The sequence below is a fragment of the TM7 phylum sp. oral taxon 349 genome (genome assembly GCA_018127705.1).
Taxonomy (GTDB): domain Bacteria; phylum Patescibacteriota; class Saccharimonadia; order Saccharimonadales; family Saccharimonadaceae; genus Saccharimonas.
In genome coordinates this window covers 532,841-554,187 of record CP072328.1, presented here as the reverse complement: position 1 = coordinate 554,187, position 21,347 = coordinate 532,841, and the positions used below count along the sequence as shown (strand labels likewise).

13 protein-coding genes are annotated in these 21,347 nt (G+C 47.0%); 1 reads left to right on the top strand and 12 read right to left on the bottom strand.

Annotated features, from left to right (window positions below; all coding sequences use genetic code 11):
• Window positions 1-41: 41 nt before the first annotated feature.
• The 6 genes from J5A52_02895 to J5A52_02870 all read right to left on the bottom strand — a co-directional run bounded on the left by J5A52_02895 (window position 42) and on the right by J5A52_02870 (window position 6,888).
• The gene (locus tag J5A52_02895; protein QUB37076.1) at window positions 42-2,393 is read right to left on the bottom strand and encodes a trypsin-like peptidase domain-containing protein; all 2,352 of its coding nucleotides are present in this window, start codon (window positions 2,391-2,393) and stop codon (window positions 42-44) included.
• Window positions 2,394-2,713: 320 nt separating this feature from the next.
• Window positions 2,714-3,193, bottom strand: coding sequence for a 30S ribosomal protein S7 (gene rpsG / locus J5A52_02890; protein ID QUB37075.1), 480 nt, complete (start codon window positions 3,191-3,193; stop codon window positions 2,714-2,716).
• A 2-nt stretch (window positions 3,194-3,195) separates the two neighbouring features.
• Window positions 3,196-3,609 (bottom strand): 30S ribosomal protein S12, encoded by a 414-nt coding sequence (rpsL, locus tag J5A52_02885; protein QUB37074.1) that lies wholly within the window; start codon window positions 3,607-3,609, stop codon window positions 3,196-3,198.
• 941 nt (window positions 3,610-4,550) lie between these two features.
• Window positions 4,551-5,150 (bottom strand): transposase, encoded by a 600-nt coding sequence (locus J5A52_02880; protein ID QUB38000.1) that lies wholly within the window; start codon window positions 5,148-5,150, stop codon window positions 4,551-4,553.
• A gap of 155 nt (window positions 5,151-5,305) precedes the next feature.
• Window positions 5,306-5,554, bottom strand: a complete 249-nt coding sequence (locus J5A52_02875; protein QUB37073.1) for a helix-turn-helix domain-containing protein — start codon at window positions 5,552-5,554, stop codon at window positions 5,306-5,308.
• A gap of 782 nt (window positions 5,555-6,336) precedes the next feature.
• On the bottom strand, window positions 6,337-6,888 hold the full coding sequence (locus tag J5A52_02870; protein QUB37072.1) for a CYTH domain-containing protein: 552 nt from the start codon (window positions 6,886-6,888) through the stop codon (window positions 6,337-6,339).
• 108 nt (window positions 6,889-6,996) lie between these two features.
• On the opposite strand from J5A52_02870, the gene J5A52_02865 reads away from it, so the two are divergent.
• A complete protein-coding gene (locus tag J5A52_02865) occupies window positions 6,997-8,025 on the top strand; it encodes a hypothetical protein (GenBank protein ID QUB37071.1) in 1,029 nt (342 codons plus the stop codon).
• 223 nt (window positions 8,026-8,248) lie between these two features.
• Here the strand turns inward: J5A52_02865 and rpoC are convergent, their stop codons facing one another.
• The 6 genes from rpoC to tig form a co-directional block, all read right to left on the bottom strand.
• Window positions 8,249-12,118, bottom strand: a complete 3,870-nt coding sequence (rpoC, locus tag J5A52_02860) for a DNA-directed RNA polymerase subunit beta' (protein ID QUB37070.1) — start codon at window positions 12,116-12,118, stop codon at window positions 8,249-8,251.
• A 1-nt stretch (window position 12,119) separates the two neighbouring features.
• Window positions 12,120-15,551, bottom strand: a complete 3,432-nt coding sequence (locus J5A52_02855) for a DNA-directed RNA polymerase subunit beta (protein QUB37069.1) — start codon at window positions 15,549-15,551, stop codon at window positions 12,120-12,122.
• A gap of 334 nt (window positions 15,552-15,885) precedes the next feature.
• Window positions 15,886-16,086, bottom strand: coding sequence for a hypothetical protein (locus tag J5A52_02850; GenBank protein QUB37068.1), 201 nt, complete (start codon window positions 16,084-16,086; stop codon window positions 15,886-15,888).
• Between the two features lie 1,574 nt (window positions 16,087-17,660).
• Window positions 17,661-18,251, bottom strand: coding sequence for an ATP-dependent Clp protease proteolytic subunit (locus J5A52_02845; protein QUB37999.1), 591 nt, complete (start codon window positions 18,249-18,251; stop codon window positions 17,661-17,663).
• 40 nt (window positions 18,252-18,291) lie between these two features.
• A complete protein-coding gene (locus J5A52_02840) occupies window positions 18,292-19,899 on the bottom strand; it encodes a hypothetical protein (protein ID QUB37067.1) in 1,608 nt (535 codons plus the stop codon).
• A 132-nt stretch (window positions 19,900-20,031) separates the two neighbouring features.
• Complete coding sequence (gene tig, locus J5A52_02835; protein QUB37066.1) at window positions 20,032-21,315, bottom strand: trigger factor; 1,284 nt, start codon at window positions 21,313-21,315, stop codon at window positions 20,032-20,034.
• Window positions 21,316-21,347: the final 32 nt, after the last annotated feature.

The window sequence follows — 21,347 nt, the reverse complement described above, 5'->3', positions numbered from 1 at the left end:
TCTTGCAAATACAGTATTTAACACCTGTTAATGCAGGATGGCTAATATCGCGGCGGCCAATTCTGCGGCGGAAATGGCGGCTGTGGCGGCAGCTGCCTCGGGACTATAGCTGGCTTTCGGCGCACCGCAAAGTAGATAATCAAACAAATCCCTGCAGTAAACATTATTCCCGTGATAGACCCGATGACGATTACCGCGATGATAACAGGCTTGTTAGTTTTTTTGCCGAGCGCACTTTCCGCTTCTTTCTTAATGTACGCACGGTAGGCATCAACATCATTAGGGTCGCCCTTGTATTCTTCGCTTGGTACAGATTCTGTCGAAGGCTCTTCAACATAGTTGTCTGCCGTGTTTTGGGATATCTGCAACATACGCGAAACTAGGTAGTTGTTTGGATATTTACTATTAAGCTTTTCGAAATACGTTGCTGCCCGAGAATACTGCCCATGCGAGAACTCTTCAAGACCATCTTTCCATAGCTTAGTCAATTCTCCGTCGCTTGATAATCGTATGTTATTTTTGCGAGCCATAGCTTTAAGGTCTTTTATATCGCGTGCAAGCCCTGACCCAAAACAGTTATTTTTAGAACCTGAGTCTTCGCAGTTGTCTCCGCCCGACCCATACGTATTAATTCCTACTTGCCTGCCGCTATCGTCAAATGCCGGTCCGCCGCTGTTGCCCGATGCAATTTTCGCCGACATGGAAAATAGCGTATGTCCGCCCGCATCAGATTCTATGCCGTCTACCCGGCCTTGTGTCGCTGTCGGTACGGTGGTCGCGTTGGTCGTATCTAGCCCCTTATCAACGATCCATGGAAACCCGAGCGCCGTTATTTGAGATCCTTCATGCAGGCTGTTTATGTCGCCCAATTCCACTGCCGGAAATTCTCCGTCTGCTTTCAAAATTGCTACATCAGTCTTCTTGCTATTCCGGTTAAAGGCTCTGTCGTTCGTTTCGACTTCGGAATCAATCTTTTTTGCCATCAGGTTAGTTTTTGTCGCCACCCAGCCATTAGCGTCCCAGCGAATCGGATCGTTTGAAGTCTGGATGATGTACGACGATTGATCGTTACTGATGGTAATATTACTGTTTGGTACGCGGTTAATAAAACTCATTAGCGTTGACGCTGCTTCACCGTCACCAGATTCTGCGCGCGCCAATAGCTGATTTGCCTCGGACTGGGTCAGATAGCCTGCTCGGACGAGAAAACTCAGATACCCGTCTACCATACTGTCTTGGATGCCGTTGTCAAATAGGCCAGCAGTCCTTATATCGGTAACGTGACCATTGGTTGCAATGTATCCGTCACTCGACACAATAGAGCCGCTGCCTATCCCGCGCACACACAAGCCAGTTAAATTTAGCTGCGCTCCATTTTCTGCGGTATATCGTACATCTGCGCAGCGGTATGCTCCAACTCGAACCGTCGCTATCTGATTTCTTGCGACAACGTTTATAAGAGAACTATCGTCGATTTCGTATGGAATATTCGTTATGTCTTTATCGTCTACGCCTTTGCTGGATGAGCTTGACGATGATTGAGCGGCAAGCTTAATTGCGGGCGCACTATCGGCGTCGTCTGCGCGCGTCAATAAACTCTCGTCCGGCTTCTGGAACGAAACGCTTGCGATAAGAGATTCAATCTCTGCCTTGTCATTCTCTGGCACCGCTGAGTACACTGTCATTTCCAGCCAGTACGGCCGGCCATTTTGCACGGTCATATAGGAGTAACGATGTCCAATGATTTGCTCTGTTTGACTAAATCTCGATTTGCGAGTACTGTCAACCAACTTAAACTTTTTGCCCGAGATTGTTATGTCGCTCACTTTACATTCGTCGTTTGGGTCGTTTTCTTGAAATTGCTTCACCTTCACCGAAGCCATTAATTCAAGATCTGAATATTTGCTTGTATCTTTGTATTGCTCGGGCATCGTGCTGCGATCAAAATAATCTCTTTTACGAGATGTGTGAACTGACAAATACGGCCTAATAACGCTATTTGCGAGCTTCGACTTACCGGACAATCCTGGATCGCTTTTCTTAAATCCAACCTCTACAAGGTTATAGCCGCGGGATACTTTTAGCTCGTCGTCTTTATAGGTATTAGCGTTGTATGTATCGCTGTTTGATTTCGCGGTAGCTTCATGCGCCGAAGCGCTGAATAACGCGTTATCGTAATGCACAGTGAAGCCGAGCTTGGAAACGACACTACGCTTGGTCGTTTGCTGAGCGCTTAGCATAACCCCTCTAAGCTTGTTGCGAGCCGTTTCCGCGACGTTGTTCTGCTGGTTCTGGCGGATAATCATATATCCAGCTATGATAATCGCCACCAGCATGACGCCCGATACTATAGTAGCGGTAATTAATACCTTAAAAGATTTCTTATTACGCATGCGCTTATTGTAGCATACACGCAGTAAAACAAAACGCTCTCCATAAGGAGAGCGTTTCATGCGAAGAATAGATCGCAGCTGATTATTGTTTACTTTTGCCCCTGTCGTTGCGGATAAACCAACGAACGATCCAGATAGCAGCAGCTACGTAAGCAGCTATAATTATAAACGGCAAAATCATAGTTAAGCAATTCAAGATTTGAATATTCATAATTTAAACTCCTTCTATCTCCTTGCAGCACTCACTAGAGCCGCTCTTGATCAATTTGTACGCAAAGCTCACCTTAGCGCGGGCGGTGTTTTACGAAACCGTAAACCGACTAGCTGCGTGCAAAATGCGCGAAAGCGCGGTTGGCTTCTGCCATTTTATGCGTGTCTTCTTTTTTCTTAAACGCGATACCAGTTTCGTTGACGGCATCAACAATTTCGGTCGCAAGGCGCTTACTATATGGCATGCCGCTTTTGCTACGCGCCGCCTGCACTAACCACATAAACGCGAAGTGTTGCTGACGATGACCCTGAATCGGAAACGGAATCTGATAGTTCGCACCACCAACACGACGAGATTTCACCTCAAATGCTGGGCTAATATTTTTGATACAGGCTTCAAAAACTTCTAGCGGCTCTTCGCTCTTGAGTGTTTTCGCCGCCTGCTCAAGTGCGCTGTAAACGGCGCGTTCAGCAACTTGTTTTTTACCGTTGAGCATCGATTTATTTATCAAGCGCTGCACGAGAACACTTTGATACTTGCGATCCGGCTTGATGGTGCGCTGCAATTTCTTAGTAACTTTACGAGGCATGATTACTTATCCTCCTTTTTCGTACCATACTTTGAACGACCTTGTTTGCGCTTGGAAACGCCCTGTAGGTCAAGCGCGCCGCGCACGATATGGTAGCGCACACCCGGCAGGTCTGGCACACGACCGCCGCGCACAAGTACGACTGCGTGCTCTTGTAAGTTATGTCCTTCGCCGCCAATATATGCCCAAACTTCGTATCCGTTCGTCAGACGCACACGCGCAACTTTACGGAGTGCAGAGTTAGGTTTTTTTGGCGTTTTGGTTGTTACTTTCACGCACACGCCGCGCTTGAGTGGTGCGTTTTGATCGTAGTACCGAACTTTCAGCGCGTTATGAATGCGCCCAAGCGCTGGAGACTTCGACTTTTTTGCCGCCGTCTTACGCGACTTGCGTACCAGCTGATTGATGGTTGGCATAAATCACCTATTCCTTTATTTATACTTATCCTCTTAGTAGAGCTTGCTAAAGGCTCTTGTATGCGTAAGTATAGCAGCAATCCATCTCACGCGTCTGATTGGTGCCTAGACATTCCTGCGACAACGAACCAGAGAAACTCATCGGCATTATAACACGGATGACAGTATTTTGTCTAGACATCGCGGTACGGCACTTTAACTAAATCACTCAAACCAACTGTCTAAACCATGTAAAGGATAAGTTAGAGCTAACTAACCATTAGGTTACTTATGCACGATTTAGCAATAAATACGCATGCAACGTTACTTATTTATTTACTTTCATATTCTCTTATCATATCTAAACTTCTTATCTAAACTCTTCTTTTTTATAATTCTTAGTTATTTAATAATTTAGTTATTCTTCTTATTTATTCTTTAATTAATAATTTAATTCTTCACTTACTTCATACTTATTCTTTTATTTCTTTATTTATTTACTTACTCACTTCATATTTATTTATTCTTTATTCTTTATTCTTTATTCTTTACTCTTTCTTTACTTACTTACTCCATACTTATTCATTATTCCTTTCTTATATATTATATATAAGAAAGGAGAGAAAAAGGAACAACACACAACAGAGGTAAAATAGACAAACTATACCGGATATCGATATACGGTGTTTTTAGGCTAAGAGGATAGCTAAAATTATTGGATGTTTATGGGTAAATAGTAAAAGACAACAACGAAAAAGGTCACTTCATTGGAAGGGCTGATATTAGGGATTGGGGCTTTATGGTGAACGGTTATGTGAATGTTGGTTGCGGACTGTAAAGATTCGTGATTCAGTCACCTAGCGACAGTTGAGAGCATTATCACATGACGTTTAGACATGCTCTGTTCCAGAGTGCTGGATGTTTTGGGTTGCTGAATCTGGCATACAAACTACGTATCCAACTCAAAACCTCTGCAACATCTCCCTAGGCGTGCGTAACTGTATACCTAAGCGTACACGATGGTTGTTGTAGTAGTCTAGGTATGACGTTAGCTGTGCCTGGACTTTTTGTATGCTGTCTTTGGCTGTTATGGTTCTGCCGGTGCATTCATCTTGCAGGGTGCGGTTAAAGCGTTCGATGTGGGCGTTGTCGTTGGGTCTGCCGAGGCGGCTGTGTCTGGTAGGTATGCCCGCTTTCTTCAGGGTCTGCTCAAAGTAACGGCCATATTCTGGTTCATTGTCGCTCTGCACCATAGAGATGGTAAAACCCCACCGTTCCCGGGCTTCAAGCACCGCCTGGGCGGCTAGCCCTGGGCGCAGCTTAGTAGCTAGAACAGCGTGAGTCATTCTGGTGTAGAGGTCAATAACAGTATAGTAATACAACCGTTTGCCGCTGTATGGGTCAACGTAGTGAATAGTATCGGTTTGGACTAGTTCGCCTGGAGCAGCGGCTGGCGGGCGCTTGGGATTACTTTTCTTTACCCTAGGTTTTCTAGCGCCATCGAAGCAGTGGTGGCGCTGGAGGATGCGCCGTACGCTGCTGAGGCTAACCTTAATCCCCAGTCTATTGTTTACGTAGTGCCAGACAGCTTCAGCCGCAGCGCTTTAGTTTTTCTCTAGCTTCTAGGACTGCTTTAACTATATGCTTTGGTATAGCCCGAGAGTTGCTGTGCGGACGCGAGGAGAGGGTTGGGATGTTCCAGGTGCAAGCCTGCAGCTTAAACTTGGATACGGGCGCCTATCCCGGGGATGTAGCCGGCAGGCTTAATCTGGCGGCTAATGCGGTTGTTGTTAACGAAACAGAGGTTACTGTTTTGCTGTTGCCATTTCTTAAGCCAGCGCCAAATAGTACTGCGGTTAACCCCCAAGCGCAGTGCAACTACTCCAACTGGCAGCTGCTCCTGAATGAGCAGCTTCATAGCATCGCCTCTAGCTTTAGGAGCACTAGAATTGGTATTATATGCCATAGCAGGTCTTCCTTTCTGTAATTAGTTGTTGTAACTACAGTTTACGAGGCCTGCTTTTTGGTTGCAAAGGTGGTGGGTTGGTACGAAAGTATTGACTTTAGGCGGCAAGTATGGTATATATGTATCAGCTTTTCGCACAATCCCGTGCGAGAAGTAGAACTTGGAAAAAAGAAAGGAGGTAGAGCTATGCTCTACCTGCCTAACAACAACCTTCTTACCGAGCAGGAGAGGGAGGCCGTTGAGGCAACCCTCTCCCAGCTCGGACTGCAAGTGAGGGAGGTCATTGTGATCTCCCTCCCCGACCACCTTCGCCGCCCCTGGTGGCGGAGGTGCATCGATAGGATCCGCCGCCTGTTTAGGCGGTAGATCCTAGGTGATGCTGTCACCCCCCCCATGCTTTGGTTTATCTGAAGTGTGGGGGGGGTGACACATCCCTATTGTTATGATGAGAACTCTATTTCTGTTTAGAGTTCTTGGTATGGCTTATTGGCTTAAGCTGTATGGCGAGTTTTATTGCTTTGCCTATGGCTCGCTTCCTTTCTTTTTCTTTACTTTATTTATAGCTTACTGCTTTGAGCTATCCTTTATAGATTTCCTATGTGGATTTTGCTTGGCGGTTTAGCTGTATTGTTATAGACAAAGAGCTGTTTGTTTGTTTGATTAATTCTTTCTTATGGCTCTTTGTTTCTGCCCAAGCGTACATGTTTTATATTATTAGGTATAGAGTGTGTAGGACTTGGGCTTTTTACTTGGGAAGAGATGAATAAAGATAAATTCTAATATTATTTGCGTACGTCATCGTCAAATCTCAACTCCGCAACTGTTCTCAGGTCGGCGCCGATTTCTTTATACAGTTCATCGGTATTCTTGTATACTGCATCGTTCGGCGAATACCCGAGTTTCATAATCATATCCATAACTTGATCGCTACTATCCCCCTCAATTTCTGCATAATCATCAAGAAGCGGCCATGAATCCACAGTGATTTGTACGCCGTCTAGTATATACTCTTCGCGCCGATTTTCTTGGCAGCCGCGCGGTTTCAACCCAAGCGCCACTAATACATCAAGTGCTTGATCAAAATCGTCAACAACAACCTCTTTTTCAATCGTTCCATCAATTGCATTATTTACGATTTCTTTACACGTAATCGTCGTATGGCTACCGTCCGTGCGTAAGCGTACCCATTTATTTGCCTGTGCTGGAATCGTGTCAAACACGTAGCGACGAAAATGATAGCTACCGGTTTTCCTCGCGCCAAGCGATTCAACCCGCTGCGCAAATTGCGCCGTGTTGATATGTAAAATCTTTGCTTCGTACTCTATACTCATCATGCGTCTCCTGCTTTCGCCTATTATGACAGGTTGTATGTGCGCAGTAAAGCGGTCGCCCGCACGCTAACTTTTGCATTCAAATCATAAGAATTATAGTATAATATGAACATGAATCCACAACGGAATTTAAATGATAGCGATATTGAGAATGCTGGACGCCCGGGGTATGTATCACCATCGATAAACGCGGCGCCAAGGCCGCTTTCGGATGGCAAATATGCGCAACTCGCACCGCACCAAAAGGGTGTTCGTTCATTTCGTACGCTTAAGGTGATATTGATTAGTGGATTGCTGTTCGCAGCGGCGATCGGTGTACTTGCAGTTATACTGTTGCTCGCACGATCGTCAACCAAGCGTATTACAAGTGAGCAGAAGAAGACAAGCGAGACCAAATTAGATCCGCTCACTGCGCAACAAACTATTGAACATACAGCGGTGTATTTTAAGGGACAAGAGAAAGCTAAGACGTCGTTAACGATTCCGGTCAAAGTGAAGGGCAAGAGCTTTTACACCATCATACCGGATATTGATATCCTACAGAGTCTTGCTGGCTACGTACCGAAAGAAATGAGCAAACAGCAGCGCGAATCAATTGAGAAGAACTTGGACTACGATAAATTTGTCAAGAAAGTTTTTTCCGAGGGTGATGAAAAAACAGCGTATTTAGCTGATTTTACACGCGACGACGTTGTATGCCAGCTGAGCGTTGACCCAGCAGAGCACGACACCAAAGGAGACTGGACGGAATTGCGCTGCCTAGATGTATCTGCATACACGCCATACGCCGACGCTCAGCAGCCGCTTGCCAAAGCGTACAGTGCTGTCACATCAACTGCAGTACATTATGGGTTTATCGGTAAGCCGGTCGCGAAAAATGGCGCTATCAGCGGATATAAACTAGTCGAGATTCCAGTCGGTGCGGTTACTAATCAACGCATGACAACACCCGACAATTTGGGCATGTTCTATCAGACACCTGATGGCTTATGGTATTATTTCCGCGACCGTAACCGCGATGTGTATGTTGAGTGCGAGAATTACGTTGGCGAAAATCAGAAGCGCGCCTATGCCGACCAGCCATGCCGCCGCCGCTCAACCGGCACAATTGAGACCGTGAAGTATAGCGGAAAACGTTGATTCCGGTCATCTCTTAGCTAAATTAGCAAAAATGTTTTTGATTTAACTCAATTGCAGTCTTTAATGTAGCGCCAAAATCCGTTGTTCAAACGTCAAAGATAAAAGAAAGCGCTCAACGAATTAATAGAAATGCGAAGAATCACATAATAAAACACCCTTCCTGCGCAACAGGAAGGGTGTTCTTCTGGCGCTATTTCAATTAGCGTAGACTTTTTTCGGCTGATTACGACTCCGAATCAACGTCTGGCGTAATGTCATTCGCTTCAGATTCAACATCTTCCGCGTATTCATCAGCTGGCGAAGTATTATCATCCTCACCGAGGGCAATTGCACCCGTACCGACAGGGATCTTGCGACCGATGATAACGTTCTCTTTCAAGCCATGCAATCGATCAGCGCGACCAGAAGTAGCAGCACTAATAAGCACGCGTGTCGTGTCTTGGAACGATGCCGCCGATAGCCATGAATCGCTCCAGATACTCACCTTAGTAATACCAAGCAGCAGCTGCGTATATTGCGCCGGTTCTTTGCCCGTGGCAACCAATTCTTTGTTTGCACGCACGACACGAGCTTTGCTGACGATATCGCCCATTACAAACTCGCTATCGCCCGGATCCTCAATTTGAACGCGGCTGAACATCTGGCGCACAATAATCTCCAGATGTTTATCGGCAACATCCTGACCCTGAGCGGCGTAAATACGCAGCACCTCGTTGATGATGTAACGTTGTGTCGCTTCTGTTCCTTTCAGGCGCATCAAATCGTGCAAATTAAGCGAACCAATCGTTAGCCGATCGCCCGGCTCAACATGATCACCCGCCGAAACAACTAGCTGCGTTGTGCCTGGAATCTCATATTTTACCGGTGAGGCTGCTGTTGACGCAATCACAATAGTGTCCTCCGCCGTTTCGACAATACCATCAAACGGCGCAATTAACGGCTTTGTACTATCGGTCGCTTCAGCAAGCACGTCGCCCACTTTTACTTCCGAGCCATCTTGCAATAATGGCGTACGGTCTTCAAGCGGCAATCGCTCAACGCGACCTGTTTCTGGCGTCACTTGCACAATATACTTATGGCCATCCTCCCAGACGTCAACTGTACCGGCAATCTCGGTGATGTATGCTTGTCCTTTCGGATTACGCGCCTCAAACAGCTCTTCAACACGCGGCAAACCTTGCGTGATATCACTTCCCGCTACACCGGAGTTATGGAAGGTACGGAGCGTCAACTGCGTGCCTGGCTCGCCGACCGACTGCGCAGCAATCACGCCAACCGGCTCAGCGGGATCAACTAGACGATTGGTTGACATATCAATGCCGTAGCTGCGACGTGGTACACCCTCTAGGTTATTCGTTGACAGAATCGACTGAATCTTTACCTCTGTGATTGCTTTGTCGGCATCAATTGCATTTGCAATTTCACGCGTGATTAGCTCGTTCTCACCGATATGTCCTGGCACTGCGTCGCGCGTATAGCGACCGTACAGGCGATTGCCAAATTCAATCATCGTCTCTTCGGTTTCTGAACGATAGATCATATAGCCTTCGTCGTCGCCTTCTTCATCTTCTACCGTAAACACGTCCTGAGACACGTCAACCAAACGGCGTGTCAAGTATCCGGAATCCGCCGTCTTAAGCGCTGTGTCGATTAGACCCTTGCGCGAACCACGCGTCGCTACAAACGATTCCAAGCTTGATAAACCATGCGTGTAGTACGAACGGATCGGCAGCTCAATTTCGCGGTTAGCAGCGTCCACCTGAATACCAATCATCGCACTTGCAAGCTTTACGTTTGAAATATCACCACGCGCGCCTGAGTTGACCATCACGGAAATACTCGTGTCCATGCTGCCGAGTTTTTCTTTCAGCAATTTCGTCACGTTATTATCAACTGTGCGCCACGCGCCAACCGTTAGGTTGTAGCGCTCCGACTCAGTAATTAACCCCTGATCATACTGATCAGCAATCACTGCCGCACGCTTGTCTCCATCAGCAATAAGATTTTCCGTCTCGCTGAAATGCACGTAGTCGTCCTTACCAGTTGATACTGCCGCCACTGTCGCAAATCGGAATGCCAAACCTTTCATACGGTCTGCTGTTTTAGCAGTCTCTTCAGCGCCATATTTGTCGAAGATCTGCGCCAGCACGCGCTTCAATTCTTTCTTCGTTTGCACGTTATTGTTATACGGAAAATCGTCTGGCAAAATCTCATTAAAGAATACACGCCCGAGCGTCGTATTGCGGATTTCGCCCTTGGCACGAATGCGGATCGGGCTCTGCAGATGCAATTTACCCATATCATACGCCAACTCGGCATCACGGCTGTCAGCAAACACCGCAACCGTATCAGTTTGCACACTTGGTTTTTCATACGTCAAGTAGTAATTACCAAGCACGATGTCCTGTCCGATGTTTAATACCGGGCTGCCATCTGCTGGTTTCAGCAAGTTGTTAACGGCACTCATCAGTTCGCGCGCTTCAGCTTGCGCCTCTTTACTAAGCGGCAAGTGTACCGCCATCTGGTCGCCATCGTAATCGGCATTAAAACCACTTGCTACGAGCGGATGCAGCTGGATCGCTTTCCCCTCAACCAATTTTGGCTGAAATGCCTGAATGCTCAAACGGTGCAGCGATGGCGCACGATTTAGAAGAACATATTTACCCTCAATTACAGCATCAAGCGCATCCCACACGACCGCCTCGCCTGCGTCAATCAAGCGCGTCGCTGAACGAATATTGTGCGCATATTCGCGTTCAATCAGCCAACTGATAACAAATGGCTTAAATAGCTCAATTGCCATTTGCTTCGGCAGACCACACTGATTGATCTTCAATTTCGGACCAACCACGATCACTGAACGGCCCGAATAGTCTACGCGTTTACCGAGCAAGTTCTGGCGAAAACGCCCTTGCTTGCCCTTTAGCATATCGCTCAGGCTCTTCAGACGTCGGCGATTTCCCGAAGCGTTCACGGCGCGTCCGCCGCGCGCCGCTGAATTATCAATGAGGCTATCAACTGCTTCTTGCAGCATGCGCATCTCGTTGCGACGAATTACTTCTGGCGCATTCAAGTCAATTAACTTCTTCAAACGATTGTTGCGGTTAATGACACGACGATATAGATCGTTTAGGTCACTCGTTGCAAACCGCCCGCCCGCGAGCGAAACCATCGGGCGCAAGTCTGGTGGAATAACCGGTAGTACCGTCAAGCACAAACTTGACGGCTTAATGCCTGCCGATTGCATACCTTCAAGCACTTTCAAACGCTTCAGCAATTTCTTTTCACGCTGACCTTTTGCGCCATCCGCCTCTTCTTGCAATTTAGCAATCAGCTCGCTCAGGTTGATTTCATCAAGCAACGCTTTCAACGCCGTGCCGCCCATACCAACTTCAATCAGCTCTTCATATTCTTCCGGCAAATTGCGGTAGTCGGTTTCGTTAATCAATGCACGCCGTACCAAGCTCTCAAGCTGTGATTTCTTCACGTTGAACTGATCTTCCAAATCCTGCAACTCGCGTGTTTGTTCTTCCGCCAATTGCTTGATATCCGCGCCATCCGCACCTGCTTCGCGCTCATAGCGAATTTTGATTGCAGCACGACCAGCTTCAGTCTCCGCCTCCAAGTCAGCCAGCATTTGATCACGCTTTTCTTCGTCGACCTTTAAAATCACATAGGTTGCGAAGTAAGCGATACGCTCCAGATTACGCACTGTGATGCCAGTCAATAAGCTCATCGCGCTCGGCGTACCACGCATAAACCAAATATGTGCGACCGGCGCCGCTAGGTTAATATGCCCCATGCGTTCACGGCGTACGATTGACTTCGTGACCAATTCACCGTTTTTATCAACCGCCGCTTCGCGCGAACGCACGCCTTTGAGTTTGCTGTCATGCGGATTGATGTCTTTAACTGGACCAAAAATCCGTTCACAGAACAGTCCATCGCGTTCTGGTTTTTGCGTACGATAATTGATCGTTTCCGGCTTTGTTACCTCGCCGTAGCTCCACTTCAGAATATCTTCCGGGCTCGCCACCGCCAGGCGAACTGCGTCGAAATCAGCGATACCATGCGTGTTAACTGGATACGCCATCTTACGCCTCCTCCCTATCTGCTTGCGTTGTTATTTCGTCGTACATTTCGTCTTCCTCTTCGCTTATATCCGAAATCTGACCTTCATCGTCAATAGCGCGCACGCTCATACCATCATCGTCGCCGACATCACCGATTCCATCAGATTCATCAAGATAGGTTTCTGCCTCATCGTCATCATCGTCGCCGTCATTCGTAGTCGACGTAGCTTTACCGGTAGATCCGCTTGATTCAATCAAATGCTCAGCGTCGATATTTTCATTTTCGTCGACCAGATCAACGCGTAAACCTAATCCCTGTAGTTCTTTCACTAACACGTTGAATGACTCTGGCAATTTTGGACCGGTGATCACGTCATTTTTGATAATTGATTCATATGCTTTCGCGCGACCATACACGTCGTCAGACTTAATCGTTAGCATCTCCTGCAATGTTGTTGCAGCGCCATATGCTTCAAGTGCCCACACCTCCATTTCACCAAAGCGCTGACCGCCATTTTGCGCCTTACCGCCAAGCGGCTGCTGCGTCACCATCGTATACGGACCAGTGCTGCGCGCATGGATCTTGTCGCTAACCATGTGGTGCAATTTAATCATATGCATCACGCCGACGGTTGTGCGCTCCTCAAACGCTTCACCGCTACGACCATCAAAGAGCTGACTCTTGCCGTCTCTCGCTAAGCCTGCTTTCTCAAGCTCGCGCTCAATCACATCGTTTGGCACTCCGTTAAATGGCGGGGTTGCAACTTTGTAGCCAAGCGCCCGCGCTGCCATGCCCAGATGCGTTTCAAACAACTGCCCCAGGTTCATACGGCTTGGCACACCAAGCGGGTTTAGAACAACATCAACCGGCGTTCCGTCTGCCAAATATGGCATATCCTCAACCGGCAAAATGCGCGCCACTACACCTTTGTTACCGTGGCGTCCTGCCATTTTGTCGCCAACACTGATTTTGCGCAATTGCGCCACAAAAATCTGGATCTGCATCAGTACGCCAGCTTTTAGTTCATGACCGTTTTCACGGCTGAAAATCTTTACACCAACAACTTTACCGCCACCCGCATTATTCATGCGCTGCGACGTATCGCGTACGTCTTTTGCCTTTTCACCAAAAATCGCACGCAACAACCGCTCTTCCGAACTAAGCTCCTGTTCACCTTTCGGCGTAATTTTCCCGACAAGTACATCACCTGCCTTTACTTCCGAACCAATTTGCACAATACCGCCTTCATCCAAATGGCGCAAACTGTCTTCGCTCACATTTGGAATATCGCGCGTCACGATTTCCGGGCCAAGCTTCGTTTCTCGTACTTCCACCGAATAGTCTTTAATATTTACGCTGGTAAGCGTGTCGTCCTCAACCAGCCGGCGGCTGATCACAATCGCGTCGTCCATATTGTAGCCGCCCCACGGCATGAATGCTACCAATAAGTCTTTGCCTAGCGCTAACTCGCCCTCAGCAATCGACATACCCTCAATGAGGATGTCGCCTTTTGTAACCGTTTCACCACGCGATACACGAACTTTCTGGTTAACACAACGATCATCATTGCTCTTCGCGAAGTGAATGAGATCATAGCGTTTCACGCCATCCTTATATTGCACCTCAACGGCATCACCGTCAGCGCGAACTACTTCGCCGTCGGCTTCTGCGACAATCAATTGACTAGAATCGCGCGCAACGTTTGCTTCAATTCCCGTTCCAACCGTTGGCGCTTGCGGCTGCAATAGCGGCACTGCTTGGCGCTGCATGTTTGAGCCAGTCAACGCACGGTCGACGCGATTCTTTTCGATGAACGGCACAAGGCTGGCTGTTGATCCTAGAATCTGCTTGTGCGACGCGTCCATCAGCGTCACCTCGCTCGCATCTACGCGGCTCGGCTGCAAGAATTTGCGCGCCGACACGCGCTCGTTCACGAAGTTGCCATTATCATCAAGCTTTGCGCCAGCGTCAGCAATTACCTCATTCACCTCTTGCGATGCATCCAAATAAACAATCTCATCTGTCACGCGGCCATTCTCAACTTTGCGGTACGGCGTTTCGATAAATCCGTATTCGTTAATCCGCGCGTATGTAGCCAAATTCAATACTAGCCCAATGTTAGCGCCCTCCGGCGTTTCCACGCTACAAATACGCCCGTAGTGTGTCGGGTGGGCATCGCGCACCTCAAATCCAGCGCGCTCGCGGCTGAGTCCACCCGGTCCCATTGAGCTCAATCGGCGCTTGTGGCTTAACTCCGAAATCGGGTTCACTTCGTCAAGTAGCTGGCTCAATTGGCTACTCGCAAAGAATTCGCGCACCGCCGCAACCACTGGGCGGGCGTTAATCAGCTGACTTGGTGTCACCGTTTCGATATCGCTCATACTCATGCGATCCATCGCATTGCGCTGCATGCGGAGCATACCTACGCGGAACTGACGCGCTACCAACTCGCCTACAAGCTTAATGCGGCGGTTATCAAGCGCATCAATGTCATCACCCGGCTCCTGCGTGTTGTTCATGCGAATTAGCTCACGAATAATCGCTACTAGATCGTCAAGTCTCAATACACGATTCTCTGCGGTATTCGGTACATCCAAATTCAATCGTTTATTCATCTTATAGCGACCAACACGACTGTAGTCAAATCTCTTAAAGTCAAAGAACATACGCTCAATCATCTGGCGCGCGTTATCGACCGTCGCTAAGTCTCCTGGGCGCAAGCGGCGATACACCTCAATCAGCGCCTCGTTCACACCATGTGCAGGATCTTTTTCTAATGTCGCCTCAATGTATTTCGTTTCACCGGTATCAATGTCGGCAAATAGCTCACGAATTTCCGACACCTTACTATAACCAAGCGCTCGCAAAAATGTCGTCACGGCAATTTTGCGCCGACGATCAATTTTTACGTAAATCGCACCGCTCGCACTTGTCTCAAACTCTAGCCACGCCCCACGACCCGGGATTAATTTTGCGCTGTACAAATTTTTACCCGTGCCTTTTTCCGGCGTATAAAACACGCCTGCTGAACGAATCAGCTGGCTCACCACCACGCGCTCCGTACCGTTGATGATAAACGTTGCGCGATCTGTCATCCACGGATAGTCGCCTAAGTAAATTTCCTGCTCTTTGACTTCACCTGTCACTTTATTTGTTAGTTCGGTGGTCACCAGCAGCGGCGCGTCAAACGTCAAATTATTTTCTTTGGCAAATTTTTCATCGTTTTTTGGCGCTTCAAATTTATAATCCTTAAAACGCAGTTCCAATTTCTGGCCAGTATAGTCTTCAATTGGATTAATTTCTGCGAAAATCTCGCTCAGACCCGTCTCGACGAAATCTTTCCACGATTCCTTTTGGTGGGTCAGGAGGTTTGGTACCGCCACCGCCGTGTCATCATTCGTGAAAAACACGCGCTGTGCCGGAGTGTGATTTGCCGTGGTTGCTTTTGGCATGTGTACTCCCGTTTTGGTTAAATTTGAATAATCTCCGCGCTGATTGACAAGAGGTGGGTTGGCTCTATCATTCCCGCACGAGTTGGCGCCGAAGCTTTACTAACCATGGATTACCGCATACTAAAACGCCACGCCACAGGCGCAGTACACTATCAACCCACGTTACACAATCTTCATTGTCTTTCATTGTAAATGGTTTAGGCGACTATGTCAATGGGGTTCGTATGACTTTATTGGAGAATCCAGGCGATGTTAACTCCCGCCGTGAAGCCAAAAGAAAGAGCCTCGTTCCCCACGCGGTTTACGCGGGGGAACGAGGCTGAGCGGGAGCGAGTCAGCGGACAGATGCCGACTCCTCAAGAAGCTCCCGTCGTCGAGCGTTACGCGCCCGTTTGTCGTAATAGACAACGACACCCACGCCTATGATGGCAAGAGAGTCACCGATTAGGATGACAACCATCCCAGAGGTGACAAGCGCAGAACGATTAGTCATCCTGCCGACAGAGCCAAGGCATACTCCTATGCAACTTGCCATGCTCAGGAGAATAATAGTTCTCCAATACCACTTGTTCGCCTCAACGCGAAAACGCTGAGAAGCAAAGTAGATGGTGCTGATCCGCCTAAATCGAAACGGCGCAAAAACTTGCCACCCACTGTAAAGCATACAGATAAAATTACCTGTAAAAAGAACAATGGCAACGACGAGCCAACCGGCATCAGACATTCTGTCCCTCCTAAAACAACTAGAAGTGCCTGCGTAACCTCTATGATATTACATCGCTATAAAAACTGCAACTGTATGTATACGTCCAAAACCTCCTGGACTCCTCTGGGTTTAATTTTAGCATGTTGGTGTAGGCTCTAAGCGGCGGGATTTGGATGTTTGGCTGGATTGGGTCGCGGTGGTTGAAGTGGGGGCGCTTAGTGTTGTAGTAAAGTAGCCAATTGGTTAGTTAATTAATAAGCTAATCTTTAGTGAGTAGGTATAGGTATAGGTATGTCTTTTCCAATTTACAAATAATTTGGTGAACCTCGTTTTGTAGGTATAGGCATGTCCACAGTGTAGTAATACACTGCACGAGAACTATCTTCTTAGGTATCTATGGTGTAAGGTATCTATGGTGTAAGGTATGCCGTAAGAGAGTATAAGAGTTACGGCCTGGAAAGGTTCATGGCTATACGGTATGAAGATAAGCTCTAGATAGCATTAATCATCTGTATACTCTCTCTTCTTCTTTTTCTTTATCTTTCTTTATCTTACCCTTCTATAGTGCTGGCAAACAAAGAAGAGCCTAGGAGCTTAGAACAGTAATCATTGTAGAGTAGTCTAGAAGCTAACCCGTATACACTGCTAAACCCTAAGCTATAAGCTACTAGGGCTTTGTCTGCTATAAAAGACGGTATTAGCTAAAGTAAGCTACCCTACAGTCTCTAGATGGTTTTCTAGGTCTAGAGATAAGCTACCATATACAGTGCGTATACTAGATACTCTACCAAACACTCTATACTCTACTCCTACTACCAGGTACTAGTAGTACTTCACTCCTAGAAGGCTTAGGGTTTAGCTCTAAGCAGATGAAAGCTACTTTGCTAAGCTAAAGAGTAAACAGTCTACCTGCGTAGTAACAGGCGCTATAGAACCATATACTGGACGTAAGGTTAAGTAAGCCTAACCTAACCTAACCTAACCTAACCTAACCCTTACGTATTACAGGAAGCTTCTATAATGGCAGAGATAGGGGTACCCTTGAATCATTCATTCAGGATACAGTTAAACCTGGCAGCTTAGTTATTACAGACAAGTGGTATGGTTATGGTGAAATATCACTATTTATCCTCTACTCTCTACTTCTAGGCTACTGCCATGAGAGTCATAACCATAGCAAGGGAGATTATGGTAATACTAATACTAAACACTAAACAAAGCTGAATTAATGTGGAGTGTAGCTAAACGTCATATGCGTAAGCTCTACGGACAACGTATACTAACACATCAGTTACAGGATTTGTGCAAAGAATGGATGGTATAAGAGCTAATCATTCTGAGTTATTTAAAGACCCATTAGCATATCTACGATTTAGGGTTATTCCAGGTTAGTTGACTGTACCTCATCGCCCGCGCCGGATTATTGCGTCTGCCAGCCCATACTTCACCGCTTCATCTGCGCTCATCCAGTAGTCGCGCTCCATATCGGCTTTGACTTTTTCGAGTTTTTGTCCGGTATTTTTCGCGATCGCTTTCGCAAGCAGCTCTTTCATGCGCACCGATTCGCGCAGACTAATCTCCTGGTCGGTCACCATACCCTGCGTACCGCTGGACGGCTGGTGAATCATCACGCGCGCATTCGGCAGAACAAACCGCTTACCCTTAGCGCCGCTGCTTAGTAAAAACGCACCCATGCTCGCCTGCAGCCCGATGCCAATCGTCTGGACGTCCGGCTTGATATATTGCATCGTATCGTAAATTGCTAGCCCATCATACACGCTGCCGCCTGGGCTATTGATGTATAGCTGGATATCTTTGTCGGGATCTTCGTTTGCTAAGTGTAGCAGCTGCGCCACGATCGTATTTGCCGAGCCCTCTGTCACTTCTTCACCTAAAAAGATAATCCGATCTTCAAGTAGTCGAGAATAAATATCGTATCCGCGTTCGCCATCACGCGTGCGTACGATTACATTTGGCACTAAATAATTTCGCATATCATTCATAGCCCCATTGTACGCGGAATATTAGCACTCGTCAAGGGAGAGTGCTAATTTGACCAACCGCTCCTGTTCCTATTGCGCTCTGCTTGTCAAGTTGCTTATCGTAGTTATCAACGATTAATTTATTACGCTCGGCAGTCTTCTCGCGATCCTCATTTAGCAGTATTTGTGCTTCATCGGTATTAAGCTCAAGAATCTTTGCATATACGCCGCTGTCATTCTTACCAGAAAGCACAAGTATGTTTAGCTGCTCATCGGCGTAAACGACATACTCATCTCCGTTCTCTAGGTTACTCATACCAAAACATGCAGTATTAATTTCAGCTGTTCTGCGACCATCTTTCGAGACAGCGTAAACACCAATTGAATCCGTCACGAACAGTCCTTCTAGTGTTGTCTTGTCGTTTGCAACAAAACCATCCACGTTCGGCCCGATAAACAAGCTGTCGGCATACGGTATCGCTTTACGTAATGCGTGATTGCTTGGTAATTCTGTTGTCAGGCCAAACGTTTTGTCTTTTTCATACGAAAGAAAATGCACGCCAAGCTGTTTGGTAGCGTCCGTTGTCTTGCGCCACGGCTGCAAAAAGTGTATTTCCGGCGGCGAATAAATCGGGCGATTGATATGCGAATCTTTACGCAGCTCATCTTTCTCATTTATTGAATAGCTTGAGTCCAGATGACCCGATCCCATCACTGTGTGATGTGACGCATACTCATTTGTTTCAAGCGCACAGCCTTGCTTAAGCAGATTCTGGATCGTATCAATTGCATATAATTGCACTAGCTTTCCACTCTCTTCATTTTTAACCCGAGCACTAAACGTCCCCTCGTGCTGCATACCTTCGCCAATAGTCTCCGGATTGAGCAAATGACCAATTTCGTGCGCCGGCGCACAGCCTTTCCAAGCACCGTATGTTGATATATGAGTTCTCGGATTATCTGGATCTTGGTAGGCAATGCCAATAGCTTTTTCGCTCAATTCAGAATAGTGGCTATCGAAAATCACCATCGTGATAACCGGCTTGCCGTTATAATCATCACTCTCCGTGATTTGCTCGCGCGCTTCTTTTGCATATCGCTCAAACTGATCGATCGTATACATTGGCACTTCATCACTATCATCTCTGCGCGGACGCACACCCTCTGGCTCAACGACTTTTTCGATATGCTTAATATCTATCTGGTATTGCCCGCCAAGCGTTTGTTCAATTTGGCTAACGTTATCTTGTACCGTGTTCGCTATATGCTCGCGTCCCCATCGGCGCCGATTGTCAGCTCCATCGCCATCACAGCTATCAGGATCAATCGCTAAACCATAAATAGCAACAACTCCCAGCGTCATCTCCACTGAATCGTTTGGATCTATCTGCTCAAAGCGATCGTATAAATACTCAATTGCATGACGTGCTTTATCATTAATACCAGCTGCCTCAGTGACCACACTAAACGAAAGACCCGCCATAGCGCCAATCGCAAGCTCTCGTAAGAGTAATCGCCGCGAAATTCTTTTAGAATCCTGACGGCTGTCTGGTCTATCGGAATAGCACGGTTCATCAAAGCCTTCCTGGACACGTGAGTGCGCAAAGTTCTCTTCTGCCCCACACGAACTAACAACCGATTCCTTACAGTACTCACACATATTTTTCTGTTATATACCAAATCAAAGTTATCGTCAAAGCAAACCACTCTCGTTATATTTCTCAACGGCTAAGCAAAAATATAAGCAACACACCCAACCACACCTAGAATGCCTATTTGGCGCCTCAATCTACTACGAGTTTAGCTCAACCAGCTTGTCGACCGTCTTTTCAGTAATCAGTCGATTTGCAACTTCGCGCTGCGCCTCGGGCTTATCAAAATGCTTTGCCATCTCAGAATTGTTTGCATATTGCTGCTTATAGGTGTTAATATGTGCCGCCAACTCATCTGCCGTCGCTTCAATTTTCAGCTCTTTACTCAACTGCGCCAACACTAGACCTGCCTTAATGCGCGCGTCAGCGACATCGTTCGCTTCAGCTTTTACCCAGGCGTCACGATCGGCATAGCCCTTTTCTTTAAAATATTGTTCTAAAGTACGACCCCGATACATCAAATTCTGACGTAAATCCTGTTCCAGCGAACGAATTTGATCATCGCGCAATACCGATGGTACGCTCACTACACTCTTTGCAACCAGCTGTTTTACTAGCTCATCTTTCAAATCGTCTTTTGCCCTACGCTCTGCTTGCGCTGCAATCTCCGCTTTTATGTCGCTGCGCAAATCTTCCATTGACGTAAATGAACCGGCTTTTGCAGCAAATTTATCATCAAGCGCAGGCAACTTTACGCTATTTACTTTTTTCACTGTCACTTCAAACACAACGTCTTGTCCCGCTAGGTCTTTTACATGATAGTCCTTCGGGAATGCTAATTTAACGTCTTTTGTATCGCCTGCTTTCAAACCAACAAGCGCATCTTCAAATCCCGGGATAAAAGAATTTGAACCAAGCACTAGCGGATAATCCTTGCCCGTACCACCATGAAACGCCTCGCCATCTTTTTTACCGACGAAATCAATCACTGTCTCATCACCTATTTTTGCAGCGCGTTTGACTTCTTTCTTTTCCGACAACCCTTTTTGAATTCGTTCAATTACTTCGTCAATTTCTTTTTTATCAACGTTAACCGCCGCTTTTTTCACTTTTAGCTTTTTATAATTACCAAGTTTTACTTCAGGCAACACATCTGCTTCAGCGGTAAATTCTAACAGCTCGCCCGGTACGTATTTTTTAATTTCGACCTCAGGGCGAGCTAGCACCTGCAAATCGTTACTCAAAAAAGCCTCAGCAACCGCGCGATTTAGCGCCGCATCCAACGTCTCCTGAGCCAGCGCATTCGCATCGGCATGTTTTTTCACAATTTCAAGCGGCACATGCCCCGTACGAAATCCATTAACTTTAGCTGTTTTTGCCAAGCGCTTTAGCGCCACCTGTTCAGCTGCTGCCAGTTCAGCATGATCCGCCGCAATCATTACTTTTACGCGCGTATCTGATTCGTGTGTTACTGTCGTCTTCATAACAGCGTATTATAACAGAGATACGGATATCT

What these genes read in the sequence shown, in the direction of transcription:
- J5A52_02895 (QUB37076.1), bottom strand. Translation starts at nt 2,393, where the DNA reads ATGCGTAATAAGAAATCTTTTAAGGTATTAATTACCGCTACTATAGTA.
- rpsG (QUB37075.1), bottom strand. Translation starts at nt 3,193, where the DNA reads ATGCCTCGTAAAGTTACTAAGAAATTGCAGCGCACCATCAAGCCGGAT.
- rpsL (QUB37074.1), bottom strand. Translation starts at nt 3,609, where the DNA reads ATGCCAACCATCAATCAGCTGGTACGCAAGTCGCGTAAGACGGCGGCA.
- J5A52_02875 (QUB37073.1), bottom strand. Translation starts at nt 5,554, where the DNA reads ATGGCATATAATACCAATTCTAGTGCTCCTAAAGCTAGAGGCGATGCT.
- J5A52_02870 (QUB37072.1), bottom strand. Translation starts at nt 6,888, where the DNA reads ATGATGAGTATAGAGTACGAAGCAAAGATTTTACATATCAACACGGCG.
- J5A52_02865 (QUB37071.1), top strand. Translation starts at nt 6,997, where the DNA reads ATGAATCCACAACGGAATTTAAATGATAGCGATATTGAGAATGCTGGA.
- rpoC (QUB37070.1), bottom strand. Translation starts at nt 12,118, where the DNA reads ATGGCGTATCCAGTTAACACGCATGGTATCGCTGATTTCGACGCAGTT.
- J5A52_02855 (QUB37069.1), bottom strand. Translation starts at nt 15,551, where the DNA reads ATGCCAAAAGCAACCACGGCAAATCACACTCCGGCACAGCGCGTGTTT.
- J5A52_02850 (QUB37068.1), bottom strand. Translation starts at nt 16,086, where the DNA reads ATGGCAAGTTGCATAGGAGTATGCCTTGGCTCTGTCGGCAGGATGACT.
- J5A52_02845 (QUB37999.1), bottom strand. Translation starts at nt 18,251, where the DNA reads ATGCGAAATTATTTAGTGCCAAATGTAATCGTACGCACGCGTGATGGC.
- J5A52_02840 (QUB37067.1), bottom strand. Translation starts at nt 19,899, where the DNA reads ATGTGTGAGTACTGTAAGGAATCGGTTGTTAGTTCGTGTGGGGCAGAA.
- tig (QUB37066.1), bottom strand. Translation starts at nt 21,315, where the DNA reads ATGAAGACGACAGTAACACACGAATCAGATACGCGCGTAAAAGTAATG.